Annotated in this window: 21 protein-coding genes and 1 pseudogene; 20 read left to right on the top strand and 2 right to left on the bottom strand. The window is 41.6% G+C overall.

The window, feature by feature from the left end; translation table 11 throughout:
- Nucleotides 1–18 precede the first annotated feature (18 nt).
- Nucleotides 19–378 (bottom strand): hypothetical protein, encoded by a 360-nt coding sequence (locus CBP31_RS15500; RefSeq protein WP_151898775.1) that lies wholly within the window; start codon nt 376–378, stop codon nt 19–21.
- A 716-nt stretch (nt 379–1,094) separates the two neighbouring features.
- Here CBP31_RS15500 and CBP31_RS03470 point away from each other — a divergent pair.
- The 12 genes from CBP31_RS03470 (at nt 1,095) to CBP31_RS03410 (ending at nt 15,055) form a co-directional block, all read left to right on the top strand.
- The gene (locus CBP31_RS03470) at nt 1,095–2,213 is read left to right on the top strand and encodes a polysaccharide export protein (RefSeq protein ID WP_087034882.1); all 1,119 of its coding nucleotides are present in this window, start codon (nt 1,095–1,097) and stop codon (nt 2,211–2,213) included.
- 560 nt (nt 2,214–2,773) lie between these two features.
- Nucleotides 2,774–3,208: a low molecular weight protein-tyrosine-phosphatase gene (locus CBP31_RS03465; RefSeq protein ID WP_087034881.1), complete on the top strand. Its 435-nt coding sequence runs from the start codon at nt 2,774–2,776 to the stop codon at nt 3,206–3,208.
- Nucleotides 3,209–3,585: 377 nt separating this feature from the next.
- Nucleotides 3,586–3,948 carry a GxxExxY protein gene (locus CBP31_RS03460; protein WP_227875124.1) on the top strand — a complete coding sequence of 121 codons (363 nt, stop codon included), beginning with the start codon at nt 3,586–3,588 and terminating at the stop codon, nt 3,946–3,948.
- Nucleotides 3,949–4,125: 177 nt separating this feature from the next.
- The gene (locus CBP31_RS03455) at nt 4,126–6,324 is read left to right on the top strand and encodes a polysaccharide biosynthesis tyrosine autokinase (protein ID WP_087034879.1); all 2,199 of its coding nucleotides are present in this window, start codon (nt 4,126–4,128) and stop codon (nt 6,322–6,324) included.
- 404 nt (nt 6,325–6,728) lie between these two features.
- Nucleotides 6,729–8,006, top strand: coding sequence for a Vi polysaccharide biosynthesis UDP-N-acetylglucosamine C-6 dehydrogenase TviB (gene tviB, locus CBP31_RS03445; RefSeq protein ID WP_087034878.1), 1,278 nt, complete (start codon nt 6,729–6,731; stop codon nt 8,004–8,006).
- 202 nt (nt 8,007–8,208) lie between these two features.
- The gene (locus CBP31_RS03440) at nt 8,209–8,574 is read left to right on the top strand and encodes a four helix bundle protein (protein ID WP_087034877.1); all 366 of its coding nucleotides are present in this window, start codon (nt 8,209–8,211) and stop codon (nt 8,572–8,574) included.
- 5 nt (nt 8,575–8,579) lie between these two features.
- Nucleotides 8,580–9,722: an NAD-dependent epimerase/dehydratase family protein gene (locus CBP31_RS03435; RefSeq protein ID WP_087034876.1), complete on the top strand. Its 1,143-nt coding sequence runs from the start codon at nt 8,580–8,582 to the stop codon at nt 9,720–9,722.
- Between the two features lie 2 nt (nt 9,723–9,724).
- Nucleotides 9,725–10,885, top strand: coding sequence for a dTDP-glucose 4,6-dehydratase (locus CBP31_RS03430; RefSeq protein ID WP_087034875.1), 1,161 nt, complete (start codon nt 9,725–9,727; stop codon nt 10,883–10,885).
- A 2-nt stretch (nt 10,886–10,887) separates the two neighbouring features.
- Entirely contained in the window at nt 10,888–11,796 is a 909-nt protein-coding gene (rfbD, locus tag CBP31_RS03425) for a dTDP-4-dehydrorhamnose reductase (RefSeq protein ID WP_087034874.1), read from the top strand.
- An 11-nt stretch (nt 11,797–11,807) separates the two neighbouring features.
- The gene (gene rfbA, locus CBP31_RS03420) at nt 11,808–12,695 is read left to right on the top strand and encodes a glucose-1-phosphate thymidylyltransferase RfbA (protein WP_087038596.1); all 888 of its coding nucleotides are present in this window, start codon (nt 11,808–11,810) and stop codon (nt 12,693–12,695) included.
- Nucleotides 12,692–13,240, top strand: coding sequence for a dTDP-4-dehydrorhamnose 3,5-epimerase (rfbC, locus tag CBP31_RS03415; protein ID WP_087034873.1), 549 nt, complete (start codon nt 12,692–12,694; stop codon nt 13,238–13,240). The genes rfbA and rfbC overlap by 4 nt, the downstream gene beginning before the upstream one ends.
- A 381-nt stretch (nt 13,241–13,621) precedes the next feature.
- Nucleotides 13,622–15,055 (top strand): oligosaccharide flippase family protein, encoded by a 1,434-nt coding sequence (locus CBP31_RS03410; protein WP_087034872.1) that lies wholly within the window; start codon nt 13,622–13,624, stop codon nt 15,053–15,055.
- A gap of 123 nt (nt 15,056–15,178) precedes the next feature.
- Here CBP31_RS03410 and CBP31_RS03405 read toward each other — a convergent pair whose 3' ends face one another.
- On the bottom strand, nt 15,179–16,789 hold the full coding sequence (locus CBP31_RS03405; protein WP_087034871.1) for an IS1634 family transposase: 1,611 nt from the start codon (nt 16,787–16,789) through the stop codon (nt 15,179–15,181).
- Between the two features lie 202 nt (nt 16,790–16,991).
- Here CBP31_RS03405 and CBP31_RS03400 point away from each other — a divergent pair, with 202 nt between their 5' ends.
- From CBP31_RS03400 to CBP31_RS03370, 8 genes and pseudogenes are all read left to right on the top strand, one after another.
- Entirely contained in the window at nt 16,992–18,149 is a 1,158-nt protein-coding gene (locus tag CBP31_RS03400) for a hypothetical protein (RefSeq protein WP_087034870.1), read from the top strand.
- Complete coding sequence (locus tag CBP31_RS03395; RefSeq protein WP_087034869.1) at nt 18,142–19,164, top strand: glycosyltransferase family 4 protein; 1,023 nt, start codon at nt 18,142–18,144, stop codon at nt 19,162–19,164. The genes CBP31_RS03400 and CBP31_RS03395 overlap by 8 nt, the downstream gene beginning before the upstream one ends.
- 7 nt (nt 19,165–19,171) lie before the next feature.
- On the top strand, nt 19,172–20,269 hold the full coding sequence (locus CBP31_RS03390; protein ID WP_087034868.1) for a glycosyltransferase family 4 protein: 1,098 nt from the start codon (nt 19,172–19,174) through the stop codon (nt 20,267–20,269).
- Nucleotides 20,270–20,352: 83 nt separating this feature from the next.
- Nucleotides 20,353–21,480, top strand: coding sequence for a glycosyltransferase family 4 protein (locus tag CBP31_RS03385; protein ID WP_087034867.1), 1,128 nt, complete (start codon nt 20,353–20,355; stop codon nt 21,478–21,480).
- Nucleotides 21,464–21,760 (top strand): annotated as a pseudogene (locus CBP31_RS15675) (IS5/IS1182 family transposase); the annotation flags it as partial. The gene CBP31_RS03385 and the pseudogene CBP31_RS15675, both read left to right, overlap by 17 nt.
- A gap of 75 nt (nt 21,761–21,835) precedes the next feature.
- Entirely contained in the window at nt 21,836–23,107 is a 1,272-nt protein-coding gene (locus tag CBP31_RS03380) for a phenylacetate--CoA ligase family protein (RefSeq protein ID WP_087034866.1), read from the top strand.
- A 44-nt stretch (nt 23,108–23,151) separates the two neighbouring features.
- Nucleotides 23,152–23,763 (top strand): sugar transferase, encoded by a 612-nt coding sequence (locus CBP31_RS03375; RefSeq protein WP_087034865.1) that lies wholly within the window; start codon nt 23,152–23,154, stop codon nt 23,761–23,763.
- A complete protein-coding gene (locus CBP31_RS03370) occupies nt 23,750–24,298 on the top strand; it encodes a GNAT family N-acetyltransferase (protein WP_087034864.1) in 549 nt (182 codons plus the stop codon). The genes CBP31_RS03375 and CBP31_RS03370 overlap by 14 nt, the downstream gene beginning before the upstream one ends.
- Nucleotide 24,299 lies beyond the last annotated feature (1 nt).

Here is a 24,299-nt window from a genome sequence, read left to right as displayed (position 1 = left end):
GTTAAACAGCTCAAGTACTTAGTTAGTACCAGTAGTAGTACCGGATGTGGTACCGGATGTAGTGCCACCGGTAGTACCAGGGGTACCACCATTGTCATCACTGCCACTAGATGACGCAGCAACGGCAATCGCCGCTACGGCAGCAGCAACGCCTGCCACAGCCACCGCGGCCGTGCCTAAACCAACTGCTGTGCCAGCAGCAACACCACCGGCTGCGGTGCCCGCACCCGCAGTACCAGCAGCAGCACCCGTTGTTGCAGTACCCGTAGTTGCCGTGCCGCTAGTCGCGGTTGCAGTGCCAGTACCGGTTTCTGTTTGTGCTTGTGCGGGCAAAGCAAAAGCTGCACCCAGTAATAAAGCCATAGCTGTTTTTTTCATCTTGATTCTCCTAGTAATGAGTTTTACAACCTAGCACAACACGCTGCAGGGCTGAGTTAACCGACGGTAGTAAAGTATTCAAATGATACATAATGGCGGCTAATTTACCATTTAAAAGCCAGTTAGGTAACGAAAATTTAATCTAAAGCCTTTCTTAAGCAACATTATTAAATGCTAATGCTAATAGAGCGGCATTTATTCAGTCATGTTAGGTGCTACCCATCACACTTTTTTATGCTAGCATACGTCCAAATTTTTCTTGGTCACTCATTTTAAATTGCCATGCACTTTAAGAGGAAGGGGCTAAGTAGTAAAAATCATCGTTGCTTTTTAAATAAAAAAATCTTAAAAATCAACGGCGTAAATAGCTTTGAATCAGCATCGAGGGGCTGCAACCTTGTGGCGGTAGCGTGCCTTTTTAAGGCTATTACCATTAATTAGTTGGTTTTTTAAGCGCTTAAACACTTGTTTACTTTAAGCCAAGTTGGGTGTGCCCTGTTAACGCTTAGCCAATAGTAAGTTAACGCCTAGCTAATAATGAGTTAACACTTAGCTAATAACGAGTTAATGCTTAGCTCATTCCGTTAACCCAGCTTTACGCAGCAATCCCCCTTATTTCAGCGCAGTAATTTACTTGCGCCAAAAATAGTCACACGGCTCGCTAGGTACGCTTGCTTTATATCGTTTCTTACATATCAAATAGTAGATATAACTTAATGAAATATGCTTACTCCATTCCAGTTTTAGTATTAAGCACAGTACTACTCAGTGCTTGCACCGTGATCCCCGGTTCTCATTTCTCTAGCTCATACGGCACTGTAGTGGATCAATACCACGACCAAAACGACGACTTGAGTGAGCTGATTGATATTTACCCCATTACCGCCGCATCCATTATGGCGCAGTCTGCCCCCGCTCCTGTGGTACCCGCTACCGATCTAGCACTGCGTGAACAAATTGCCGAATACGATTATCGAGTGGGCCCCGGCGACGTATTAAGCGTTACCGTATGGGATCACCCTGAGCTCACCACGCCAGCTGGGCAATATCGCAGTTCAGAAGAAGCAGGTAACTGGGTGCACACCGACGGCACCATGTTCTACCCCTATATAGGTAACATTCAGGTAGCGGGCTTAAAAGTCAGTGAAGTGCGTGACCTGATCAGCCAGCGCCTAGCGCGTTATGTAGAAAGCCCGCAAGTAGACGTCACCATAGCGGCGTTTCGCTCTAAGTGGGTATACGTCACCGGCGAAGTAGAAAAGCCGGGTACGTTGCCTATTACTAATATCCCTCTTACGTTAATAGATGCAGTCAGCAAAGCGGGTGGCGTTACTGAATTTGCCGACTGGCAAACCGTAGTGCTGAATCGCGGCGACCAAAGCTTTCGTTTCTCGCTGCGCGACTTGTATAAAGACGGCGATGTAAGCCAAAACATTTTGTTGCAGCCTAATGATGTAATCAACATTAACCGCAACGACGACAGCAAAGTGTTTGTACTGGGCGAAGTGGGCAAGCAACAAACGCTACCCATGGGCCGCAACGGCAAAACCCTGGCCGAAGCACTGGCCGATGCCGAAGGCATGAGCCAAATTACCTCAGATGCCACCGGTATCTTTGTGTTTAGGCGCGCACCGCAAGAGAGCGGTCGTATCGCCGATGTATACCAGCTAAATGCCAAAAACGCCGCCGCCTTGGTGCTGGCCGACAGCTTTAGATTACAAGAGCGCGACATCGTGTTTGTAACCGCCGCCCCCATCGCCCGCTGGAACCGCGTAATCGGTCAGTTAATCCCTACTCTATCTGGCGTATACACCGGCTCACGCATAGGCGAGTAAAAGCAATGTTGAATTATGAGTGTTGAATGTTGAGTTAAGGTCAAAAACTAACATTCAAACCCTTTCGCAACGGAATCCACGGAACCCACGGAAAAATTAAGATGGGATAAGTACGAAAAGGGATCATATTGGGGTTAAAAAAGCCGTCATCCTGATGCACATCAGGATCTCGCTTTTGGTTTTTAGATCAAAGGGCGAGATACCGGGGCGAACCCGGCAAGACTGCATAGACAAGATACCGGCAAGACGGCAGAGGGGGTGATGTTCGTACTTAAGTCGTCATCCTGATGCACATCAGGATCTCGTTTTTGGTTTAGGGCAAAGAACGAGGTACTGGGGCGAGCTTAGTATGACGCCAAAGAACTGCGTCTTTACTCTTCACTATATATCGATCTTACTCATAAAATTTCATTTCAGATCTGATCCCTATTTTCCGTGGATTTAGCGGATTCCGTTGCAAAAAGGACTAGGTTTTAGTGTTGAGTGTTTATCTTAGCTTTTCATTCAACATTCAACATTCAACATTCAACATTCAACATTCAACATTTTGGATTGTTACCATGTTTGATAATATTTTAGTGGTGTGTGTGGGTAATATTTGCCGCAGCCCTACCGCCGAGTTTCTACTTAAACAAGCGCTGCCGAACAAAACCGTACACTCCGCAGGCCTGGGCGCATTAGTCGGACACGACATAGACGCCACGGCTAAAAAAATAGCCGAGCAACATAATGTGGCGTGCCCCACGCACAGTGCTCGTCAGTTAACCAAAGAACTATGCCGAGAAGCGGATGTGATTTTGGTCATGGAACAAGGCCACAAAGAAAGCATCACTAGGCTAGCCCCCGAAGCCCGCGGCAAAACCTTCTTGCTCGGCCAATGGAACAGCAACCAAGAAATACCCGACCCCTACAAAAAAAGCGAAGAAGCGTTCCAGCACGTCTACCAGCTAATCGCCAACAACAGCAAACTCTGGGCCGAGAAACTCGCTAAATAGCGAAGATCAAAACCTTTTTTTGCCACGGAATACACGGAAAGACACGGAAGTAGAGCAATAACACATAAAAAGACTTTTATTGTGTAAGATCTTACCCATAAAGTTCACTTGGTTTGAACTGCATTTTTCCGTGCGATTCCGTGTATTCCGTGGCGGGAGAGATTTTAGTCTTTAAATTACATCTGCCACGGAATACACGGAAAAACACGGAAGTAGAGCAAAAAATGAAAGTACATATTATTTGTAAGGTCTAACCATAAAATTGTTTTTAGTGGCTTGTCTCTTTTCCGTGCGCTTCCGTGACTCTCGTTGCAAAGAGGCGTGGCTAAGAAGCTTTGGTCTCGGATCTCTTGAGCATGCAGGGCAGGGAGGCTCTTATGTACGAAGAAGCACTAACCTATAAAATACGCGGTGCAGTATTTGAGGTATACCGGAACTTAGGGCACGGATTTTTAGAGTCGGTTTACCAGAACGCACTATTGTATGAATTACGTCATTTAGGACTTTCTGTTGAATCCGAAGTGCCTTTATCAGTCGTTTATAAGGGGCAAGTCGTAGGTGAGTATAGAGCTGATCTAGTTGTAGATAACATGGTGTTGTTAGAGCTAAAGTCTCAAACTATGTTGCATTCAACGGCTGACGCACAACTTGTAAACTACTTAAAAGCAACAGGCATTAAAATTGGTTTGTTAATAAATTTTACACATCCTAAAGCAACCATAAAACGCCTCGTTCTTTAATCCTAAGTCTAAAACTGCTGCGGAACACGCGGAACTCAGCGGAGAGACACCAAGAGCGAACAGAAACCATACTACATAAGTATTTACCAATAATAATTTTAGTTTTGCCTTTTTCCGTGTTGTTCCGTGTATTCCGTGGCAAAAAATCTTTAGTCTTTTAATCTTGAGAAGTAAGCAATGACACAACAATCTAACACTCTCTCTGCTAACTCAGCGCCAAATGATGATGAAATAGATCTAGGCCGTTTGTTTGGCCTGCTTATGGATGGCAAATGGATCATCATTAGTATTACTGCTATTGCCATGATGTTAGGCGTCGCCTATGCTTTGCTGGCTACGCCGGAATATAAAGCCAACGCCTTACTACAAGTAGAAGAAAAATCCGGTGGTTTGTCGGCGCTGGGTGATGTATCAGATATGTTTTCGCAAAAAAGTAACGCCGAGGCGGAAATTAACATTATTACCTCGCGCAAAATTTTAGGTGCAGCGGTAGACGAAGTTAAGCGCGACATTATAGTTACTCCTAACTACTTCCCATTAATCGGTAAGTTTATGGCGCGTCGTTACTCCGGCGAGCAACCAGCGGATGCCGGTATGTTCAGCAGCTACGCGTGGGGGGGCGAGCAGATTAACGTTAGTCGGTTAGATGTACCCAATAATCTGTTAAATAAAGCGTTAACGCTGCGCACCACCGAGCTGGGCTTTGAGCTATTAAATGAAAGCGGTGAAGTACTGCTACAAGGCCAAGCCAATCAGCTGACAGAGCAAAGCGGCATTAGTGTTTTAATTACCGATTTAGTGGCGCGCCCCAACACCGAATTCGCCCTAGTTAAAGCCAGCCGTTTAAACGCCATTAACGCACTTAAGAGCAACTTAGGCGCGAGCGAAAAAGGCAAAGCCAGTGGCATCTTGGAACTGAGCTTAACTGGCACTAATCCCGCAGAAATTACCAGCAGCCTTAATGCGGTGGCGCAGCAATATTTACTGCAAAATATTCAGCGCCAATCGGCAGAGGCAGAAAAAAGCCTGCAATTTTTAGCTGACCAACAACCAGAGTTAAAGGGTAAGTTGGATAAAGCGGAAGAGCGTCTCAACCAATATCGCCAACAGAATAAATCCGTAGATTTAGGGTTAGAAACCCAAAGCGTGCTCACTCAGTTAGTGGATCTAGAAAAACAACTCAACGAGTTGTCGTTCAATGAGTCTGAGCTAAGCCGCTTATACACTCGTGCTCACCCCAGCTATCAAGCTTTGCTAGAAAAAAAGCAGTCTTTGCTACGCGATAAAAATGAGCTGTCAGAGAAAGTAGAAAATCTGCCCAATACTCAACAAGAAATCTTGCGTTTAACGCGCGACATGGAAGTTAGCCAAGAGATTTATATTCAGCTGTTAAACAAAGTGCAAGAGCTGAACATTGTTAAAGCGGGCACCGTGGGCAACGTGCGCATTATTGACGATGCTGTTACTGCCCCCGCACCCGTTAAACCAAAAAAACCGTTAATCGTAGTATTGGCGACTATGCTGGGCGGTATGTTCAGTGTGGGTTTGGTGCTGGTGCGTGGCTTACTTAATCGTGGTGTAGAAAACCCCGAAGACTTTGAGCAAGCAGGCATGAATGTGTACGCCAGTGTGCCGCTAAGCGAAGCACACGAAAAGAAAATGCTCGGTTTTAGTAAGCGTAAAAATGCAGCAACACAAGGCAATATGCTGTTAGCCGCTTATAACCCCACCGACTTGGCGATAGAATCATTACGCGCACTACGCACTAGTTTGCACTTTGCCATGTTAGAAGCTAATAACAAGGTAATTGCCATTGGTGGCCCCAGCCCAGAAGTGGGTAAGTCTTTTATCAGCTCAAACCTAGCGGCCATTTGTGCGCAAGCTGGGCAAAAGGTGTTGTTAATAGATGCGGATATGCGTAAAGGCTACTTGCATAAAATATTCAATAAGCAAGCTGAACAAGGGTTATCTGAGTTACTAACCGGCCGTTTAACGCTAGCTGAAGCCGTACACAGCACAGAAGTTAATAACTTACACTTTATGGCTCGTGGCCAAGTGCCACCTAATCCGTCCGAGTTACTAATGCACAGCAATTTTAATCAACTGCTGGCACAAGTTGAGCAAGAGTACGATTTAATCATTATCGATACGCCGCCAATTTTAGCGGTTACCGATCCAGTCATTATCAGTGCCCAAGCAGGCACCACGCTAATGGTTAGCCGCTTTGCTAAAAACCCGCTTAAAGAAGTAGAAGTAGCCCAACGTCGTTATCAGCAAAATGGCATAAACGTTAAAGGCATCGTCTTCAACGCCGTAGAGCGCAAAGCATCTGCTTACGGCAATTACGGTTACTACAATTACGAATATAAATCTTAAGATCTAGATTCGCCACGGAACAACACAGACGTAGAGAAAAAGTCCAAAATGCATATTTATTGTTGTAAGATCTTACCTGATAAGATTCACTTGGTTTAGTCTTCACTTTTCCGTGCGCTTCTGTGTATTCCGTGGCCAAGGAGTTTTAGCCTTTAATAACTTTCTGCCACGGAATACACGGAAGTGGAGCAAAAAGTGAAAGTACATATTATTTTTAAGATCTTACCATATAGATTATTTTCTCTGGTTTTTTCCGTGCGTTTTCGTGTATTCCGTGGCAAAAATAGCTTTAGAGTTTTATTTTAATTCAACATTCAACATTCAACATTCAACATTCAACATTCAACATTCAACATTCAACATTCAACATTCAACATTCAACATTCAACATTATAGGTTAATAGATGCACAGTTTGGATACACTTAAAGTTGCCGTAATTGGCTTGGGTTACGTTGGTTTGCCGTTAGCCGTTGAATTTGGTAAAAAACGCTCCGTTGTTGGTTTTGATATTAATCAACCGCGTATTGATGCGCTTAAAGATGGCCATGATAGTACGCTTGAAGTTAGCGATGCAGAGCTAGCTGAGGCTGCACAACTTACTTATACCTCAGATATTAACGATCTAAAAAATTGTAATGTTTATATAGTTACCGTACCCACGCCGATTAACGAGCATAAACAACCAGATTTGACACCTTTAATCAAAGCCTCAGAAACAATTGGTCAGGTTTTGAGTAAAGGTGACATTGTTATTTATGAATCTACTGTGTACCCCGGCGCGACTGAGGACGATTGCGTCCCTGTATTAGAGCGTGTTTCTGGCCTTAAATTTAACCAAGACTTTTACGCGGGTTATAGCCCAGAGCGCATTAACCCCGGTGATAAAGAGCATCGTGTTACAAATATCAAAAAAGTAACGGCTGGCTCTACGCCAGAAGTGGCTGATCTAGTTGATGATTTATATAACGAAATCATTACCGTGGGTACCCACAAGGCAACCAGTATTAAAGTAGCAGAAGCCGCCAAAGTAATCGAAAATACCCAGCGCGACGTAAATATTGCTTTGATAAACGAGCTGGCCATTATCTTTAACAAGCTAGATATTGATACAGAAGCAGTATTAGAAGCCGCAGGTACTAAGTGGAACTTTTTACCGTTCCGGCCTGGTTTAGTTGGTGGGCACTGTATCGGTGTTGACCCTTATTACCTTACCCATAAAGCGCAAAGTATTGGTTATCAACCAGAGATTATCTTATCCGGTCGTCGTTTAAACGACAGCATGGGTGAGTATGTAGTCGGCCAGCTAGTTAAAGCTATGCTTAAAAAACGCATTCACGTGCAAGGTGCTCGCGTATTGATCATGGGCTTAACCTTTAAAGAAAACTGCCCTGACTTACGTAATACCCGTGTGGTTGATATCGTAAAAGAGCTAGGTGAGTACGGTATTCAAGTTGATGTATATGATCCTTGGGTTAACCCGAAAGAAGCACAGCATGAGTACGGTATTACACCAGTAGTAGAGCTAGAACATAGCGCTTACGATGCTATGGTATTAGCGGTTAGCCACAATGAGTTTAAAGAAATGGGTGTTAATACTATTCGTGCACTAGGTAAACCAGAACATATATTATATGACTTAAAGTATCTATTAAGCGCTGAAGAGTCCGATTTACGCTTGTAAAGCTAAGTACAGGGAGCAGGGAAGGGGGATGAGGAAGTAGGATAATACATAGAAAACAGGGATGAGGAAGCAGGAGGATATAAACAGCGCGGAACCTTCAGGTTTGAGTGTCTTTTCCCTCATCCCTCATCCCTCATCCCTCAATCCAGATTCCAGATTCCAGATTCCTCATTCCCGAATTAGAGTAACAAAAGGATTTGTTATGACAGTAAGACCGCATTACAAGCTGCACGCCTGGTCTGTCAGTATGGAATTAGTGAAGATTATTTATCGTTGGTTAGCTATTTTCCCGACTGAAGAAAAGTATGGTCTGCAGTCGCAGATGAGAAGGGCGGCAGTTTCTGTACCTTCCAATATTGCAGAAGGCGCAGCCCGTAGCAGTTCAAAAGAATTCGCTTATTTTTTAAGTGTTGCTAGAGGCTCATTAAGTGAGCTAGAAACTCAATACCTCATTGCAACCCAGCTGGGTATGGCAAGTGAAAATTCCCAGCTTGAAGAACATATAGAGCAAGCCTCGCGGTTAATTACTGGCTTACATAAAAAACATACAGCACCAATTAAAAGTTGAGAACCATGACTAATCCCACATCCCTCATTCCTGATTCCCCATACCCGATTACCGATTCCTCATCCCCAAGTGAAGCAACGCGGTATGAACAAGTAAAAGCTGAACTACAAGCAACTCCAAAAACTTGGTTAATCACCGGCGTAGCAGGCTTCATCGGCTCCAACCTGCTTGAACACCTGCTAAAGCTCAATCAAACCGTAGTAGGCCTAGACAACTTTGCCACCGGCCACCAGCACAATCTAGACGAAGTTCAATCGCTAGTTTCGCCCCAACAGTGGCAGCGATTTCATTTTGTTGAAGGCGACATCCGCAACCTAGAAGACTGCCAGCGTGCCATGGTGTTCCCTAATCCCTCATCCCCCATCCCTCATCTCCCAAAGAAAGTAGATTACGTTCTGCACCAAGCTGCATTAGGCTCAGTCCCTCGCTCTATCGCTGATCCCATCACCACCAATGCCGCCAATATCACCGGCTTCTTAAATATGCTGGTTGCCGCGCGGGATGCTGAAGTCAAAAGTTTTACCTATGCCGCTAGCAGCTCTACTTATGGTGACCATCCTGGTCTACCAAAGGTTGAAGACACTATAGGAAAACCTCTCTCACCGTATGCTGTTACTAAATATGTAAATGAGCTATATGCAGATGTATTTGCTAAAACCTATGGCTTTAACTGCATCGGTTTGCGCTACTTTAATGTATTTGGCAAGCGTCAAGATCCTAACGGTGCATATGCAGCTGTGATCCCTAAGTGGACCGCTGCCATGATTGACGATGAAGATCTGTTTATTAATGGTGATGGTGAAACCAGCCGCGATTTTTGCTATATCGAAAATACCGTGCAAATGAATATTCTTGCAGCTACGGTAACCGATGAAGCCAAAAACGAAGTTTATAACGTGGCGGTGGGTGACAGAACTTCACTAAACACCTTGTTTGATGCACTCAAAACCGCACTGGCAGACAATAGTGTTACTTATATAAAAACACCTGTTTATCGAGATTTTCGTGCCGGTGATGTACGTCACTCGCAGGCTGACATCAGTAAGGCGATGAACAAGTTGGGTTATGCCCCTAGTCATCGTATTTACGAGGGTATTAGCCAAGCGATGCCTTGGTATGTGCAATCTCTGACTAATCAGGATAAGTAAACATGAAAATTTTAGTTACCGGTGGTGCTGGTTTTATTGGCTCGGCCGTTGTTCGCCATATTATCAGCAATACACAAGACTGCGTCGTTAACCTAGATAAACTTACCTACGCTGGCAATTTAGAAAATCTAGTAGCAGTGAGCGATAGCGACCGCTACGCCTTTGAACAAGTTGATATTTGTGATGCCGCAGAATTAAAGCGAGTGTTTAGCGAACATCAGCCTGATGCCGTTATGCACCTAGCAGCAGAAAGCCATGTAGACAGATCCATAGATGGGCCAGCTGAATTTATTCAGACTAACATAGTCGGTACCTATAACCTGCTAGAAGCAGCCCGAGCTTACTGGAACGAGCTGGATAATAAACGTAAGCAAGCGTTTCGGTTTCATCACATTAGTACCGACGAAGTCTATGGCGACCTACCACATCCAAGTGATGTGAAGAGTGAAGCGCAAAGTGTAAAGGGAGAGAGCCTGTCCTCAGTGCCTAACACTTCACGCTTCACCCTTAACTCTTTACCTTTATTTACCGAGCAAACTGCCTACGCCCCAAGTAGCCCATACTCGGCATCAAAAGCATCTAGCGATCACTTAGTAAGAGCTTGGCTGCGCACTTATGGCTTCCCGACGCTGATCACCAACTGCTCGAACAACTACGGGCCGTATCATTTTCCGGAAAAACTGATCCCGCTGGTGATCCTCAATGCGCTAGAAGGTAAGCCATTGCCTATCTACGGCAAGGGCGATCAAATTCGTGATTGGCTGCATGTAGAAGATCACGCCCGCGCACTCTATAAAGTAGTCACCGAAGGCAAAATAGGCGAGACCTACAATATCGGCGGCCATAACGAAAAAACCAATCTAGAAGTAGTACAAACCATCTGCCAAATCCTAGACGACCTGTATCCCATTCAACATTCAAAATTCAACATTCAACATTATAAAGAGCTCATAACTCATGTCAGTGAGCGCCCAGGTCATGACCGCCGTTACGCCATTGATGCTAGCAAAATAGAACGCGAGCTTGGCTGGACGCCCCAAGAAACTTTCGAGTCCGGCATCCGTAGCACGGTGCAATGGTATTTAGATAACCAAGACTGGGTAACTAACGTACAAAGTGGTTCTTATCAAACTTGGATCAGCCAGCAGTACGGAGCCGAATAATCATGCATATTTTGCTATTAGGTAAAAACGGCCAGGTAGGGTGGGAGTTACAACGAGCCTTGGCGCCGTTAGGTAAAGTGACGGCGTTGGATCGCCATTCAACAGACTATTGTGGTGATGTAAGTCAGCTTGATGAATTGGCACACACCATACGAGAGTTAAAGCCCGATATTATTGTGAATGCGGCGGCCTATACGGCGGTAGATAAAGCAGAATCGGACACCGAGCAGGCACAATGCATTAATGGGGATGCGCTGGCCGTGTTGGCCAAAGAGGCTGAGGCATTAGGGGCTTGGTTGATTCATTATTCAACCGATTATGTGTTTAACGGTAGCGGTAATCGGCCTTGGAAAGAAGAAGATATTCCCGCGCCGCTTAATGTATATGGCAAAACTAAGTTGGCCGGTGAGCAGGCCATTCAAGCCCATTGCTCCCGCTATTTGATTTTACGTACTAGCTGGGTGTATGCCGCTCGTGGCGCTAACTTTGCGAAAACCATGCTACGGCTAGCTAAAGAGCGCAGTGAGTTGGGGGTGATCAAGGATCAAATTGGTGCACCTACCAGTGCCGAACTGATTGCCGATTGCACCGCGCACGCACTTCGTATGCTAATGCAGCCGGCTGGGGCAGCAATCGATTTGGCGGGCATTTATCACTTATCTGCCAGTGGCGAAACCAGCTGGCATGACTATGCGGCGTTAGTATTTGCGCAGGCCCGCCAGCAAGGCGAAACGCTGAGCTTAACCACGCTTAATGCGATTGCCAGTGCCGATTATGTTACACCCGCCCCGCGCCCGCTTAATTCTCGCCTAAACACTAGCAAATTTAGTGTCGCTTTTAATCTGGATTTACCGCCTTGGCAGCAAGGGGTGACCCGCATGTTAACTGAAATTTTGGAGCTACACTCTTGAAGCAACAACAAATGAGTACTCGTAAAGGAATTATTCTGGCTGGTGGTTCGGGCACTCGGCTTTATCCGGTGACCATGACGGTGAGCAAGCAGTTACTGCCGGTGTATGATAAGCCGATGATTTATTACCCGCTCAGTACGCTGATGTTGGCAGGTATTAAAGATATTTTAATTATCAGCACGCCACAAGATACGCCGCGCTTCGAGCAACTGCTGGGTGATGGCAGCCAATGGGGCCTTAATCTGCAATATGCGGTTCAGCCAAGCCCAGACGGCCTAGCGCAAGCCTTTATTATTGGTGAAGACTTTATTGGTGATGATAACTGTGCACTAGTATTAGGCGACAATATATTTTTTGGCCATAACCTGCAGCAACAATTAGAGCAGGCAAGTAGCGAAAAGAGTGGTGCCACCGTGTTTGCTTATCACGTGCAAGATCCTGAACGCTATGGGGTGGTGGATTTCAACGAGCAGGGGCAAGCCCTTAGCCTAGAAGAAAAACCCGCTCAGCCTAAGAGTAATTATGCAGTTACAGGATTGTATTTTTATGACAACCAAGTGGTCGAGATTGCCAAAAACATTAAACCTTCTCATCGTGGTGAGCTAGAAATTACCGATGTTAACAAGGTATATCTTGAGCGTAACCAGTTGGCGGTGACCACCATGGGCCGTGGCTATGCTTGGTTAGACACGGGCACCCACGACAGCTTAATGGAAGCGGGCACTTTTATTCAAACCATAGAGCAGCGCCAGGGCTTAAAAGTGGCCTGCCCAGAAGAAATTGCCTACCGCAAAGGTTTTATTAATGCCGAGCAAGTGAAAGAGCTGGCCAAACCTTTGGCTAAAAACGCCTATGGTCAATATTTATTGAACCTTATCAAGCCGGGGTATCACGCATGAACATTATAAAAACGGCTATTCCTGATGTATTGATCATTGAACCTAAAGTGTTTGGTGATGATCGCGGCTTCTTTTATGAGAGCTTTAACCAACAGCAATTTGAGCAAGCTGTTGGTTATGACGTGAGTTTTGTACAAGATAATCATTCACGCTCAAGCAAAGGCGTCTTACGCGGCTTACATTATCAACTGGCACCTTACGCACAAGGTAAGTTAGTAAGAGTGGTGCAAGGTGAGGTGTTCGACGTTGCCGTTGATATTCGTAAAAGCTCACCTACCTTTGGCCAGTGGGTCGGGGTTAATTTGTCGGCAGAAAATAAGCGGCAGTTGTGGGTTCCTGAAGGCTTCGCGCACGGCTTTGTAACTTTGACTGACAGTGCTGAGTTTTTATATAAAACGACCAATTACTATACACCAAAATATGAGTGCTGCATTATCTGGAACGACCCCATTCTTGCTATCGATTGGCCGTTGCAGCAAGCTCCCGCTTTGTCTGAAAAAGATGCTCAAGGAGGGTTATTTGCCAACGCGGATTACTTTGCGTGAAAATATTAAAACTCAATCTTGCTTTGGTTGCCGATCTTGTAGTGTTTGCTTATTCATTGTGCTGCAGTATGAAAAAGGGCAGCATAGTGGCTGAAGTTTATAAATAATTAGAAAGCCCTTTATGGTGTTGCCTTGCCATATAGCCACCGAAGGAGAAGTGATTGCTCTCGATGGCAAGAGCTTGCGCAATATGCTTTCACTCAACATTAAGCATTCAACACTCAAAATTATGTTTTAAGAATGACCGGTCGCAATAATGATTACCTATCGCGAGTCCTTATGGGGCAAGGGATTTCGTAATCTTGCCCTGTATCTGAAAAAGAAGAAGAGAGAAGTTCTTTTGATTTGTGTAAATATTACAAGTAACTAAGTGAGAGTTTTATGATTCTTCGGCACACACTAGTTTATACTGGAGTCAAGTTTCTGCCTGCTTTGGCGTCACTAGCAGCATTAATGATATTTACTAGACTAATGTCTCCTAAGCAGTTTGGTGAGTACTCCTTAACGGTTAATGTTTCAGCTACGTTAGTCGCTATTCTTGCAAACTTTATAGTTATTGGCCTTGGCCGTTTTGAGCCTACAGTTAAATCTGAGTTAGAAAAGTCTGTATTACACTCTACAATTACGTCAACAGCTGTTGTGTTAAGTTGCGCGGTAACACTTTTCATGATGCTTCTAGCATTGCTCGATATTTTACCTAGTTTATCAATAAACTTTTTTTTCCTTATAGTGCTTTTTCAAGTGACACTGCTATTGATGTTAAGCCAAAAACTAATCAATGCCAACCTTCAACCAAAGCGGTATGGACTTTCATTAGCATTAAAAAATATATTGCTGCTGGTTCTTGGTGGGGGGAGCTTACTACTTGGATTAGGTACACAAGCGGTCTTAGCAAGCCTTGCTGCTGCGACTCTAATTGCCTCTTTACCAGCTCTAAGTTTATGGGGGAAAATATCGTTTAAGCTTTTTGACTTAGGTATTCTTAGGCAATTATGGGCTTACGGCGCACCGTTAACACTTTTGTATCTCTTTGTGATGATAATCAGCTTTTCTGACCGAATATTTATAGATATAATGTTAGGTAGTTCTGAAGTAGGTATCTATTCAGCAGGTTATGATCTTACTCAGTACACAATTGGATTCGTTGCATCTATAATACACCTTGCTGCATTTCCCATAATACTTAAAGTATACGAAAAAGAAGGTGAGAAGAAGACTAAGATACTATTAACGACTACTTTAAAGATATTGTTATTATTAATTATACCTGTTACGTTAGGTTTTATAGCAACTCAAAGTGAGATAGCTGAACTTATCCTTGGAGATGCGTTCTCATCTACGGCAACAACGCTTATGCCCATCTTAGCATTGTCAATTTTACTTTCGACCATTAAATCTTATTACTTTGACTACACATTTCAGCTAACTAAACAAACTTGGCTGCAGGCGATCCCTCCTTTAATTGCCGCTATTTTTAATTGCATCTTAAATTATATTTTAATTTTGAAATTTGGTTTGGTTGGTGCTGCTTATGCTACACTTGCGTCTTTTTCTATTTATTTAATGGTAACTGTTTTTTTATCTGGAAAGGTTTTCAATTTACCGGCATTTCCTTGGTTTTTCACTCTTAAAGTTGTAGTTTCGGGGCTAATAATGGCATTTTCAGTTTCTATGCTGCCCGTTACTTTACCCGTTATTCCACTGTTAATATTTAAAGTACTATCAGGGTGTATTGTTTTTAGTATTTGCCTGTTAATTTTACTTAACGGTGAAGTTAAAACCTTGTTGGGAAGTGTTAAGCAGTATCAAAAATAAATTTAAGGGGCCTCTATTGAGGCTCCGTTTTAATATCACTTGCTAGTGGTGTTTTCTTTTTTTCAATGTTATCAGTATTTTTATACGTAGCATTACTAATGTAGCCGACATTCCGCACCTGATTTAAGAATAAATAGTTAGGTAGTGTTCCCCGAGAGCGTTAACGATAGTCTGCTGCGGAGGCTGAAGGTTCACAATGAGTGGTGGCGCTTCTCCTACACCAAGCTCATGAATGCCACCGAAGCATTGGAATACCCAGCGGGCAGTAGGAGTTTGACTCGGCTTATTCTTCATATCGGGGAAGGTCAGGTCTTTCTGCCGCAGAGATTGGCGGATCCGGTGCTCTAACGCAGCGTAAACCATCAGACTACAGGTCATGATCATCAACAATGCTTCGATACGTTCTGGCTTTTTCAGAAACAGAGAAGAGACCATAAAGTCAGGGCTTTTTAAGAACCGGAAGCCGCGCTCAACTGTCTGTTGAGACTTATAGGCGGCAAGCAACCCAGCCATATCAAGATCATCGCTCATGTCGTTGGTGGCCAGGATAAAAATGCCTGACTGCTCTTGGGCCTTAGCCATTTTTTTGAGGCACGTCACGGCCTGTCCGGTGAGAAGATAATCGATGCTATCCGGAGCTTGACCTTTTTTAGGTCGGCCTTTGCTACTAAAGGTTGGGTGGGCTATTGATGCGCCATTTTCTATCCGTAATACACTGAGATTGCTGCAAAAATCAGCCAACGCTTGTTCTGCATCTTCCTGACAGGCAAAGGCTTTTTTGCAGAGCTTTTGGAACTGCTTGAGCTCTTGAGTACCCGTTTTAAGCAGGTTTTTGATCACGGTCTTTTGTTCCCGGTGAGTGGCCTGCTCACTACGCACCATCAACCAACGTTGGGGAACACCGGCATAGTCAGCCTCGAGCCAGTAGCCATAATAGCCCTCTCCCAGCGCTTCCAGCTGGTCTGCTTTGAGGGACGAGACGGCGTGCTTTGAGTCTTTTAAAGTCATCGGTACACGGGTAACAAACAATTGATCTTGCTGATGCAGTGCTAAGATAGACTCCGCAGTATACAAGGCGGCATCGCCGATAAAGTAACGGCTTTGTTGTGCCGACTTTAAAGACTGTACGTGGTGGCGAATGACGTCAGAAAAGGCTCTCTGATCATTGGTATTGCCGCTCATCGCCTGCATATAAACGGGAATTCCCGCTACGTTCTCGCAAATGAGCTCCAACACCACTTGATTCAGCTCGGGCCGATGCTCGCGGCTGTAGCCTTTAACGAGCTGAATGCATGCCGAATCTTCATCCTGAGCATAAGCCCCATCCACATGAAAGCTGGTGATATCAAGGTGAACGGCGCTGCTATTTAAGCCTAATTGAGTGACGACTTGCTCCGCCATAGCTTGGTAGAGCAAGGAAACATCGGCATCAAACAGCGCATCGAGACACCGACCTAACGCATCATCATTAAGGTGCTCAGGCAAGATCCCTGGACGCAGTAGGCGTTCGGTAGGCTTGTCGGCGAAAAACTGGGGCACCATGTGTAAGGTTCGACTATGAAATCCTAAGCCATTGATTATCATAGCAACAAGGGCTTCACCATGGGTGACATGATGCTCCGCCTGCTTCGGCAAGATAGCGTCCACCATCCGTGCTAGCCCAAGCTCACGGCACATTCCAGCCACCAAGCCTAGATGATCGAGATTCTTGATGCGATAAGAAGGAGTGGTCATGATACTGCCGCCAAATAGAAGTAATAGATCAAACTGGCGGATCAGTGTCAAAAAAAACAAATCAGAAAATTAGGTGCGGAATGTCGGATGTAGAAGGGTTATATTTTTAATTCTTAAGAGTTATAGTGTGAATGCTAAATATGCGAGTACATATTTCCATTTTATTGCACAAGGATTAGGTAATGTATGAAGAGAGAATTTAATGAAATTTAAATATGATTTTTTATTGAATAAAAATATATACTTAATCTTTATTGTTTTTATTATTTCAGTTGTTCCTTCTTCAAGAGGAACTGATGGAAGCTCTTTTATTTTTATAAATTTTATTGCAACTGTGTTTTTTTATTTAATTTGCCTCTGGTCTTATGGAACCACTAAAAACAAAACTATAACATTAATTTTTATTTTAGGGTTGTATTTTTTATCTACCGTTTTGAGTGGGTTTTCAGATTATACTTATGGGCAATTAATTTCTTTTTTACCTGTTTTGTTTGTTTTTTCATTGAATTTTAAGAATTTTAATTTTAAATTTAATTATATTTATGTTGTTTTATTTTTTTTGTTTGTTTCGGTGCTAGGTTGGTTTTCTTTATTTGACGGTCCTTTGTCTTACTTTGTTGTTCATTATTATTCAAGTGGTTATGAAGGAATGGTGTCAAGGATGATAGCTGCAGATAAAGCGGTTTCAATATTTGGTACGCATTCAATTGCTGGTTTTTATTACAATTTATTTTCTACATATTGTTTTTATCTCATGTGGAATCAGTCTAAGTTTAGATTGGTTAACTTTATTTTTATTTTAAATTTTCAAGCTATGAATGCTAGCCTAATATCTAATACATCACTTTCCTTTTCAGTGTTATTTGCCTTGTCATGTATATGCATTATATTTTTTAAAATGAAAAAGGAGTTCTTTGTTACATCTACCCTTACTTTATTTTCTATTATTGTAATAATTTTCCTTATAAACCATGAGGAAATAATGCCATTAATATTAGGTGGCTCAGGTAATGGGTTATCTTCTAGGTATTTCGAGGGTGTCCTACAAACTACAATTGAATATATATTATCTAATCCACTGATTGGGATTGGCTTTTCTTACTCTGATGGTTTCTATTATACAGACTCTTCTTATATAGCAGTAGCGCTTAAGGTTGGAATTATAGGTTCTATAGTATTCCATGTTTTTGCTTTTAACAGTATCTCTTCGTTTGATAATAAAGTGCTTAATTTTATTTTTATTATGTTTTTTATGTTTTTTTCAGTTGCTTATCCTATTTTTAATTATTATAGATTTATAGGTGTTTTTATGATTTTATTGATGGGATATAAAAGTATTAAAGGTGTTGTAAATGAGTGAGATTAACATGTTGGCTCTAACATTAGGTGAGAATGTACCTAGCAGTCGATTTAGGGTTCGCCAACATATAAAAAGTCTAAATTCGCTAGGGGTTAATGTTGTAGAAAATATATCCACAAATGGCTCTCATCCTCCATCTGGTGTTTTTAATAGATTGATGTGGCTTCCTAAAATATTAAATGAAGCTAGAAGTAGGGTTAGTTTAACTAGTAACTATGATCTTTGCTTTATACAAAAACCGTTAATATCTACTTTTTATTCTTTTGAGAGGGCAATAAAAAAACCATTTGTTTTTGATGTAGATGACGCTATTCATTTGGGAACGAGGGGGTATAATGCAACAAGGATTGCGACTAAGGCCGACCACGTAATTTGTGGCAATAATTTCTTAGCTGAGCATTATAAAAAATATAGCGATGTTACGGTATTGCCTACATCAGTAGACACTGATTATTTCATACCGTCTAAAACTATTAATAATCCAGAAGGTTTTCTCATAATTGGATGGTGTGGTAGTTCTAGTGGATTTAAATATTTATATAGTATTGAGTCTCAAATACTAAAAGTATTAAATAAATATTCAAATGTAAAGCTTAAGGTAGTAGCAAATTCCCCACCAGAATTTAAATTAATACCAGAAAATAAAGTAATATATAAAAAGTGGAGTTCAGAAACTGAAGTTGAAGATATACAGGATTTTACAGTAGGGTTAATGCCACTTGACGACTCTTTATGGGCTCGAGGTAAATGTAGCTATAAAATGCTAACTTATATGGCAGTGTCAGTTCCTGTTATTGTTAGTGCAGTTGGAATGAATGTAGATGTTATGGATTTTGGTGTGTCAGGTATCATGATTAACAATAATTATGAGTGGGAAGATGCTATAGTATCTCTGCTTGATAATGAATCATTATGTTATTCAATGGGCGAGGTGGGGAGGAAAGTAGTGTGTGAAAACTACTCGTCAACTGTCATCTCTAAAGAATTGAATAGAGCAATTAGAAAGGTTGTTTAAGTTACTCATGAAAGTTTTACATATAATTACAGGGTTAGGAGATGGTGGAGCCGAAGGTGTTCTTTACAGGCTTTGCACTCAAGATAAAAGCAATACTCATATTGTAGTATCTTTAATGGGAGCTGGTAAGTACTCTAGCCTTTTAATTAACAATGGTATTAGAGTTGAGCTTTTAAACCAAAAGAAAGGACGAATGTCTATACAAGGGTTGTTTTATTTATATAGATTAATTAAAAAAATAAGACCAAATGTTGTCCAAACATGGATGTATCACTCAGATTTGATTGGTGGTGTATTAGCTAAATTGTTACGAGTGGAGATGATAGTCTGGAATATAAGGCATAGCTCATTAGAGCCGGGTAAAGCAAATCGTTCAACAATTATCATTGCTAATCTTTGTGGGAAGATAAGTAGATTTATACCAGATAAAATAATTTGTTGTGCTCAGTCAGCGAGTGAGTCGCATAAAAAATATGGTTATGACTCATCTAAAATGATAGTCATAGAAAATGGCTATGAATTAAGCCGTTTCAAGCCAGCACCACAGCCATCTTTGTTTCATTTTCCTGTTCAGTTAGGTATGGTCGGTAGATATACTCAAGAAAAAGATCATATTAATCTACTCAAAGCTATAAAAATATTAGTTGATAATGGTTATTCTTTATCATTAGCCTTGGTTGGCTCAGGGATGGATAAAAATAATCATACAATAGTTAGTAAAATAGATGAGTTAGGGTTGACTTCTTATGTTTTTTTGATGGGGGCTCGGGTTGATATACCAAGTGTTATGAGGGGGTTAGATATTCACTTGCTTTCAAGCTCTAGCGAAGGTTTTCCTAATGTTTTAGCTGAAGCCATGGCTTGTGGCACTCCTTGTGTAACTACTGATGCTGGCGATGCTGCAGCAATAGTTGGTGATACTGGTTGGGTTGTAAAAATTAAAGATTCAAATGGCTTAGCTATGTCGATAATGAAAGCGATTGATGAAATGACATCATCTCCAAATTTGTGGATGAAAAGAAAAGAGTTTGCTCGCGCTAGAATTGTTGAGAGTTATAGCATTGATTCAATGGTAGGACGATATAATCAGGTTTGGAATGGTTAGCTGCAGGGGAGCAATGGTAACGTTAAGCAAGTGTATAGTTTTAGTTAAATGCACTTTTACTCTTTAACATGTAGATTAAGTAAATGACATTTTTAATTATAGCCAGCTTAGCTGGATCACTAACAGGCTTTCGTAAGCCTTTAATTCAAGCTTTATTAGATGAAGGTTTGACAGTTCATGCCGCTGCTCCTGAACTTACTTCAGGTTGCATAACCGCTAAAGAACTTAGTTCCATGGGAGTAATAACCCATAGCATACCGATGGCTCGCACAGGTATGAGCCCTACTGCTGATATGAAAATATTGCTTTCTTTATGGCGATTGATGCGAAAAATAAAGCCTAAATATGTTTTAGGTTATACAATAAAACCGGTTATTTATGGCTCAATTGCAGCTTGGTTAGCTAGAGTCCCGCATCGCTTTGCCTTAATTACTGGTTTAGGCTACGCTTTTCAAGATAGCAATAACGATAGTAAGCGAAGTAGAATTAGAGCTATTGCCCAAAAACTATATCAAGTGTCTTTAAAACGTTGTCAGATTGTTTTTTTCCAAAATCCTGATGATGTAGCTTTATTTAAAAAACTAGAAATAATATCTACCAAGCAAGACACAATAGTAGTTAATGGGTCAGGTGTAAGTTTAAATGAGTACCCATTTACTCCAACGCCTGACCTTAAATCTCCTAGGTTTCTTTTTATTGGTCGTTTATTAGGTGGTAAAGGAGTTAGGGAGTACGCCAAGGCTGCTGAATTAATTAAGAATAAACACCCCGATGTTGAATTTTATTTGGTTGGTGGAATAGATATTAATCCAGACTCCATAAAGCAGGATGAATTAGATAGCTGGGTTAGTGATCAGCGTTTGAACTATATTGGTCAACTTAAAGACGTAAAGCCTAGTATTGCAGCTTGCTCTGTATTTGTTCTGCCTTCTTATCGTGAAGGAACTCCGCGTAGTGTATTAGAGGCTATGTCTATGGGGCGCGCAGTCATCACTACTGATGCACCTGGCTGTCGTGAAACTGTAGTTGATGGTGATAATGGTTTTCTGATTCCTGTTAAAGACGCTGATGCTTTAGAAAAAGCCATGCTGCGTTTTATTGAACAGCATGAACTCATATCTCAAATGGGACTACGCTCCCGCGAAATGGCTGAAGAGAAATATAATGTTCATAAAGTTAACGAGAAAATGCTAAAAGGGATGGGGTTATAGCGTTCCGCCCCGCAAAAATGCTGGGTACTGCGAAGATGACAATCCAAGAAGCGCAGCAATAACCGTACTAAAGTCAGGTAAGTTAGCTGAGTGGAAAACAGAGTCTGGTTACCATAACCGTTCGCTATCAGAGACAGCGATGTCTCGATACAAACAGCTTCCTAGTCCAATACTAAGCCTACGTAAATACAACGGCTAAGTAGGTGAGATCTTAGCTGGAGTAAAGCTAATGAACAAAGTCATAGAGCTGGGTATGCCAGTTCGACAGCCATTCTGTTAATGATGCTAAGCCTTACGGGAGTTGCCATCGCCGCTTGATTTAGGAAACAACGGCCTTTATATCTGAGGTGTAAGAATGTTTAATTTTAGAAAAACTGCTTTTTGGCTAAAAGATACGTTGCAAGGCGGCGATATTAAAAGGCAATATAAGGCGATAAGGGATAATATTGATAAGCCAATCAACAATGAAAGTTTAGATAGATTACTTAAACATGCCACTAATAATTGTAGTTTCTATAGCGAGTATAAGACTTCATTAGATATAACAACTTTTCCTGTTATAAATAAGAGCACTATCAAAAATTATTTTGATGGGTTCATCAGTAGTGGGTACCAGCTTGATCAGTTACATGTAATGTCGACAAGTGGTTCTACCGGTACCCCTTTTAAATCATATCAAGACAAGAGGAAAAGAAATAGGGTTTTAGCAGAGTTGATATATTTTAATGAACGAGCGGAGCAAGTTCTAGGTAATAAGTTTATATTCTTTAGGGTTTGGAATGAGAACAATTCAAAGTCATCGCTTGTGCGTCTAATACAAAATATAGTGTGTATTAATATTCTTAAGTTTAATGATGAGGTTTTTAAAGGGGCGGTAAGTTTACTTAAAAATGATAAGAAGTTAACCTCATGCTTGGGTTATGCTTCTACGTATGAGTACTTTGTCCGTTATATTGTAAAGGAGCATGCGGATATTAAACCTGCTGGTTTGAAGTCAATTGTAACTAGTTCTGAAGTAATGCCTGTTGAAATTAAGCGTCAGATAAAAGAAGTACTGTTATGTAATGTTTATGACAGGTATTCAAATCAAGAGAATGGTATTGTAGCTCAAACATTAGACTGTACAGATACATTTATAGTTAACCATCCTAGTTATTTAGTTGAAATACTTAAAGAGAATTCTGATGAGCCTGCTAGTGAAGGAGAAGTTGGCCGGATAGTTATTACAGACTTATTTAATTATGCTATGCCATATATTCGATATGATACAGGGGATTTAGCAGTTAAAGTCGGAAGTGAGCAGTTCTCAAAGAGCATTCAAGCAGTGCAGGGTCGACAGGTTGATGTGATTTACGATGTTGAAGGAAATGTGCTAACACCACATACCTTAAGCGTGTATATGTGGAAGTTTGATAAACTAGCCCAATATCAGTTTATTCAAGAAGAAAAAAAATCATATGTCTTAAAAGTATCTGGAGCCGACGGGATATATACTAAAGAAGACTTTAGATGTGTTCTTGTTCCTGTTTTGGGTAATGACGCTAATATAGGTGTGGTATATGTTAATGAAATACCTGTGTTGAGTTCTGGTAAATTCAAAAAAACCATCTGTAACTATACACCTTGAAGTTGTTGTTTTCTGAATGTTCAATTGTTATAGGTGATTAGTTTATGTTTAAACGTTTATTTGATATTGTTGCTTCTGTATGTGGGCTGATATTACTTAGTCCGGTAATAGCTATTGTGGCATGGAAAATTAGTAAAAACCTTGGCTCTCCGGTACTCTTTCGTCAAGTTCGTCCTGGTAAATGCGGTAAGCCATTTGAAATGGTTAAATTCAGAAGTATGCGCGATGCGGTAGATACACAGGGTAAACCATTGCCAGATAGCGAAAGAATGACACCGTTCGGTAGAAAGCTGCGTGCGACTAGTTTGGATGAGTTACCTGAGTTATGGAACGTATTAAAAGGTGAAATGAGCTTAGTTGGGCCAAGACCATTACTGATGGAGTACTTGCCTTACTATACAGAAGAAGAGATGCGTCGGCATGATGTAAGACCCGGTTTGACAGGGTTAGCGCAAATATCAGGACGAAATGCCCTTACTTGGGAGCAAAAATTACACTTAGATGTTAAGTACGTTGATCAGAGAAACCTTTTCTTAGATATATCTATCATTATAGATACAATTAAAAAAGTATTTAAACGAGAAGACGTATTAGAAGCTGCTCCTCAAGGTGCATTTCATAAATACAGACAGAGGCAGATAAATGATGAGAAATAATATTGTCGTTCGACCGATGACCAAAAAATACGCTCCTGAAAGAGTCAGAATTCTACGTCAGCCTTCTGTAATCAATGGCGTATTTATGGAGCAGCCCGTTAGTGTTGAAAAAACTGAGCTTTGGTGTGATAGCATTATTAAGTCTACCGTAAGGACTGATTTTGTATTTCTGGAAGGTGAGGCCGTAGTAGGATTCTCAGGTTTAGTTAATATATCTCATAAAAATGGAACGGCAGAGTTTTATATTTTTATTGATAATGATATACAAGGGAAAGGATGTGGCCGCTTTATTACTAATTGGCTTTTAACTTTCGCTAAAGATGAGTTAGGTTTACGTAAGATTACTTTGTTTGTGACAGCAGGAAATGAAGCGGCTCTAAGCTTGTATGAAAATATTGGTTTCTCTTTAGAAGGTACTCTGCTAAAACACTCTTGGTTTAGAGGTCGTTATGTTGATAGATTAATATTATCTATATTTTTAGATGATGTTAATAACGAACTAAATGCTTATGAGTATTTTCATGGTGGAGTGTAAT

Source organism: Oceanisphaera profunda (assembly GCF_002157895.1).
Classification (GTDB): Bacteria; Pseudomonadota; Gammaproteobacteria; order Enterobacterales; family Aeromonadaceae; genus Oceanimonas; species Oceanimonas profunda.
Note: the sequence above shows the minus strand (reverse complement) of the source record. Positions and strands in the feature narration are given on the sequence as shown.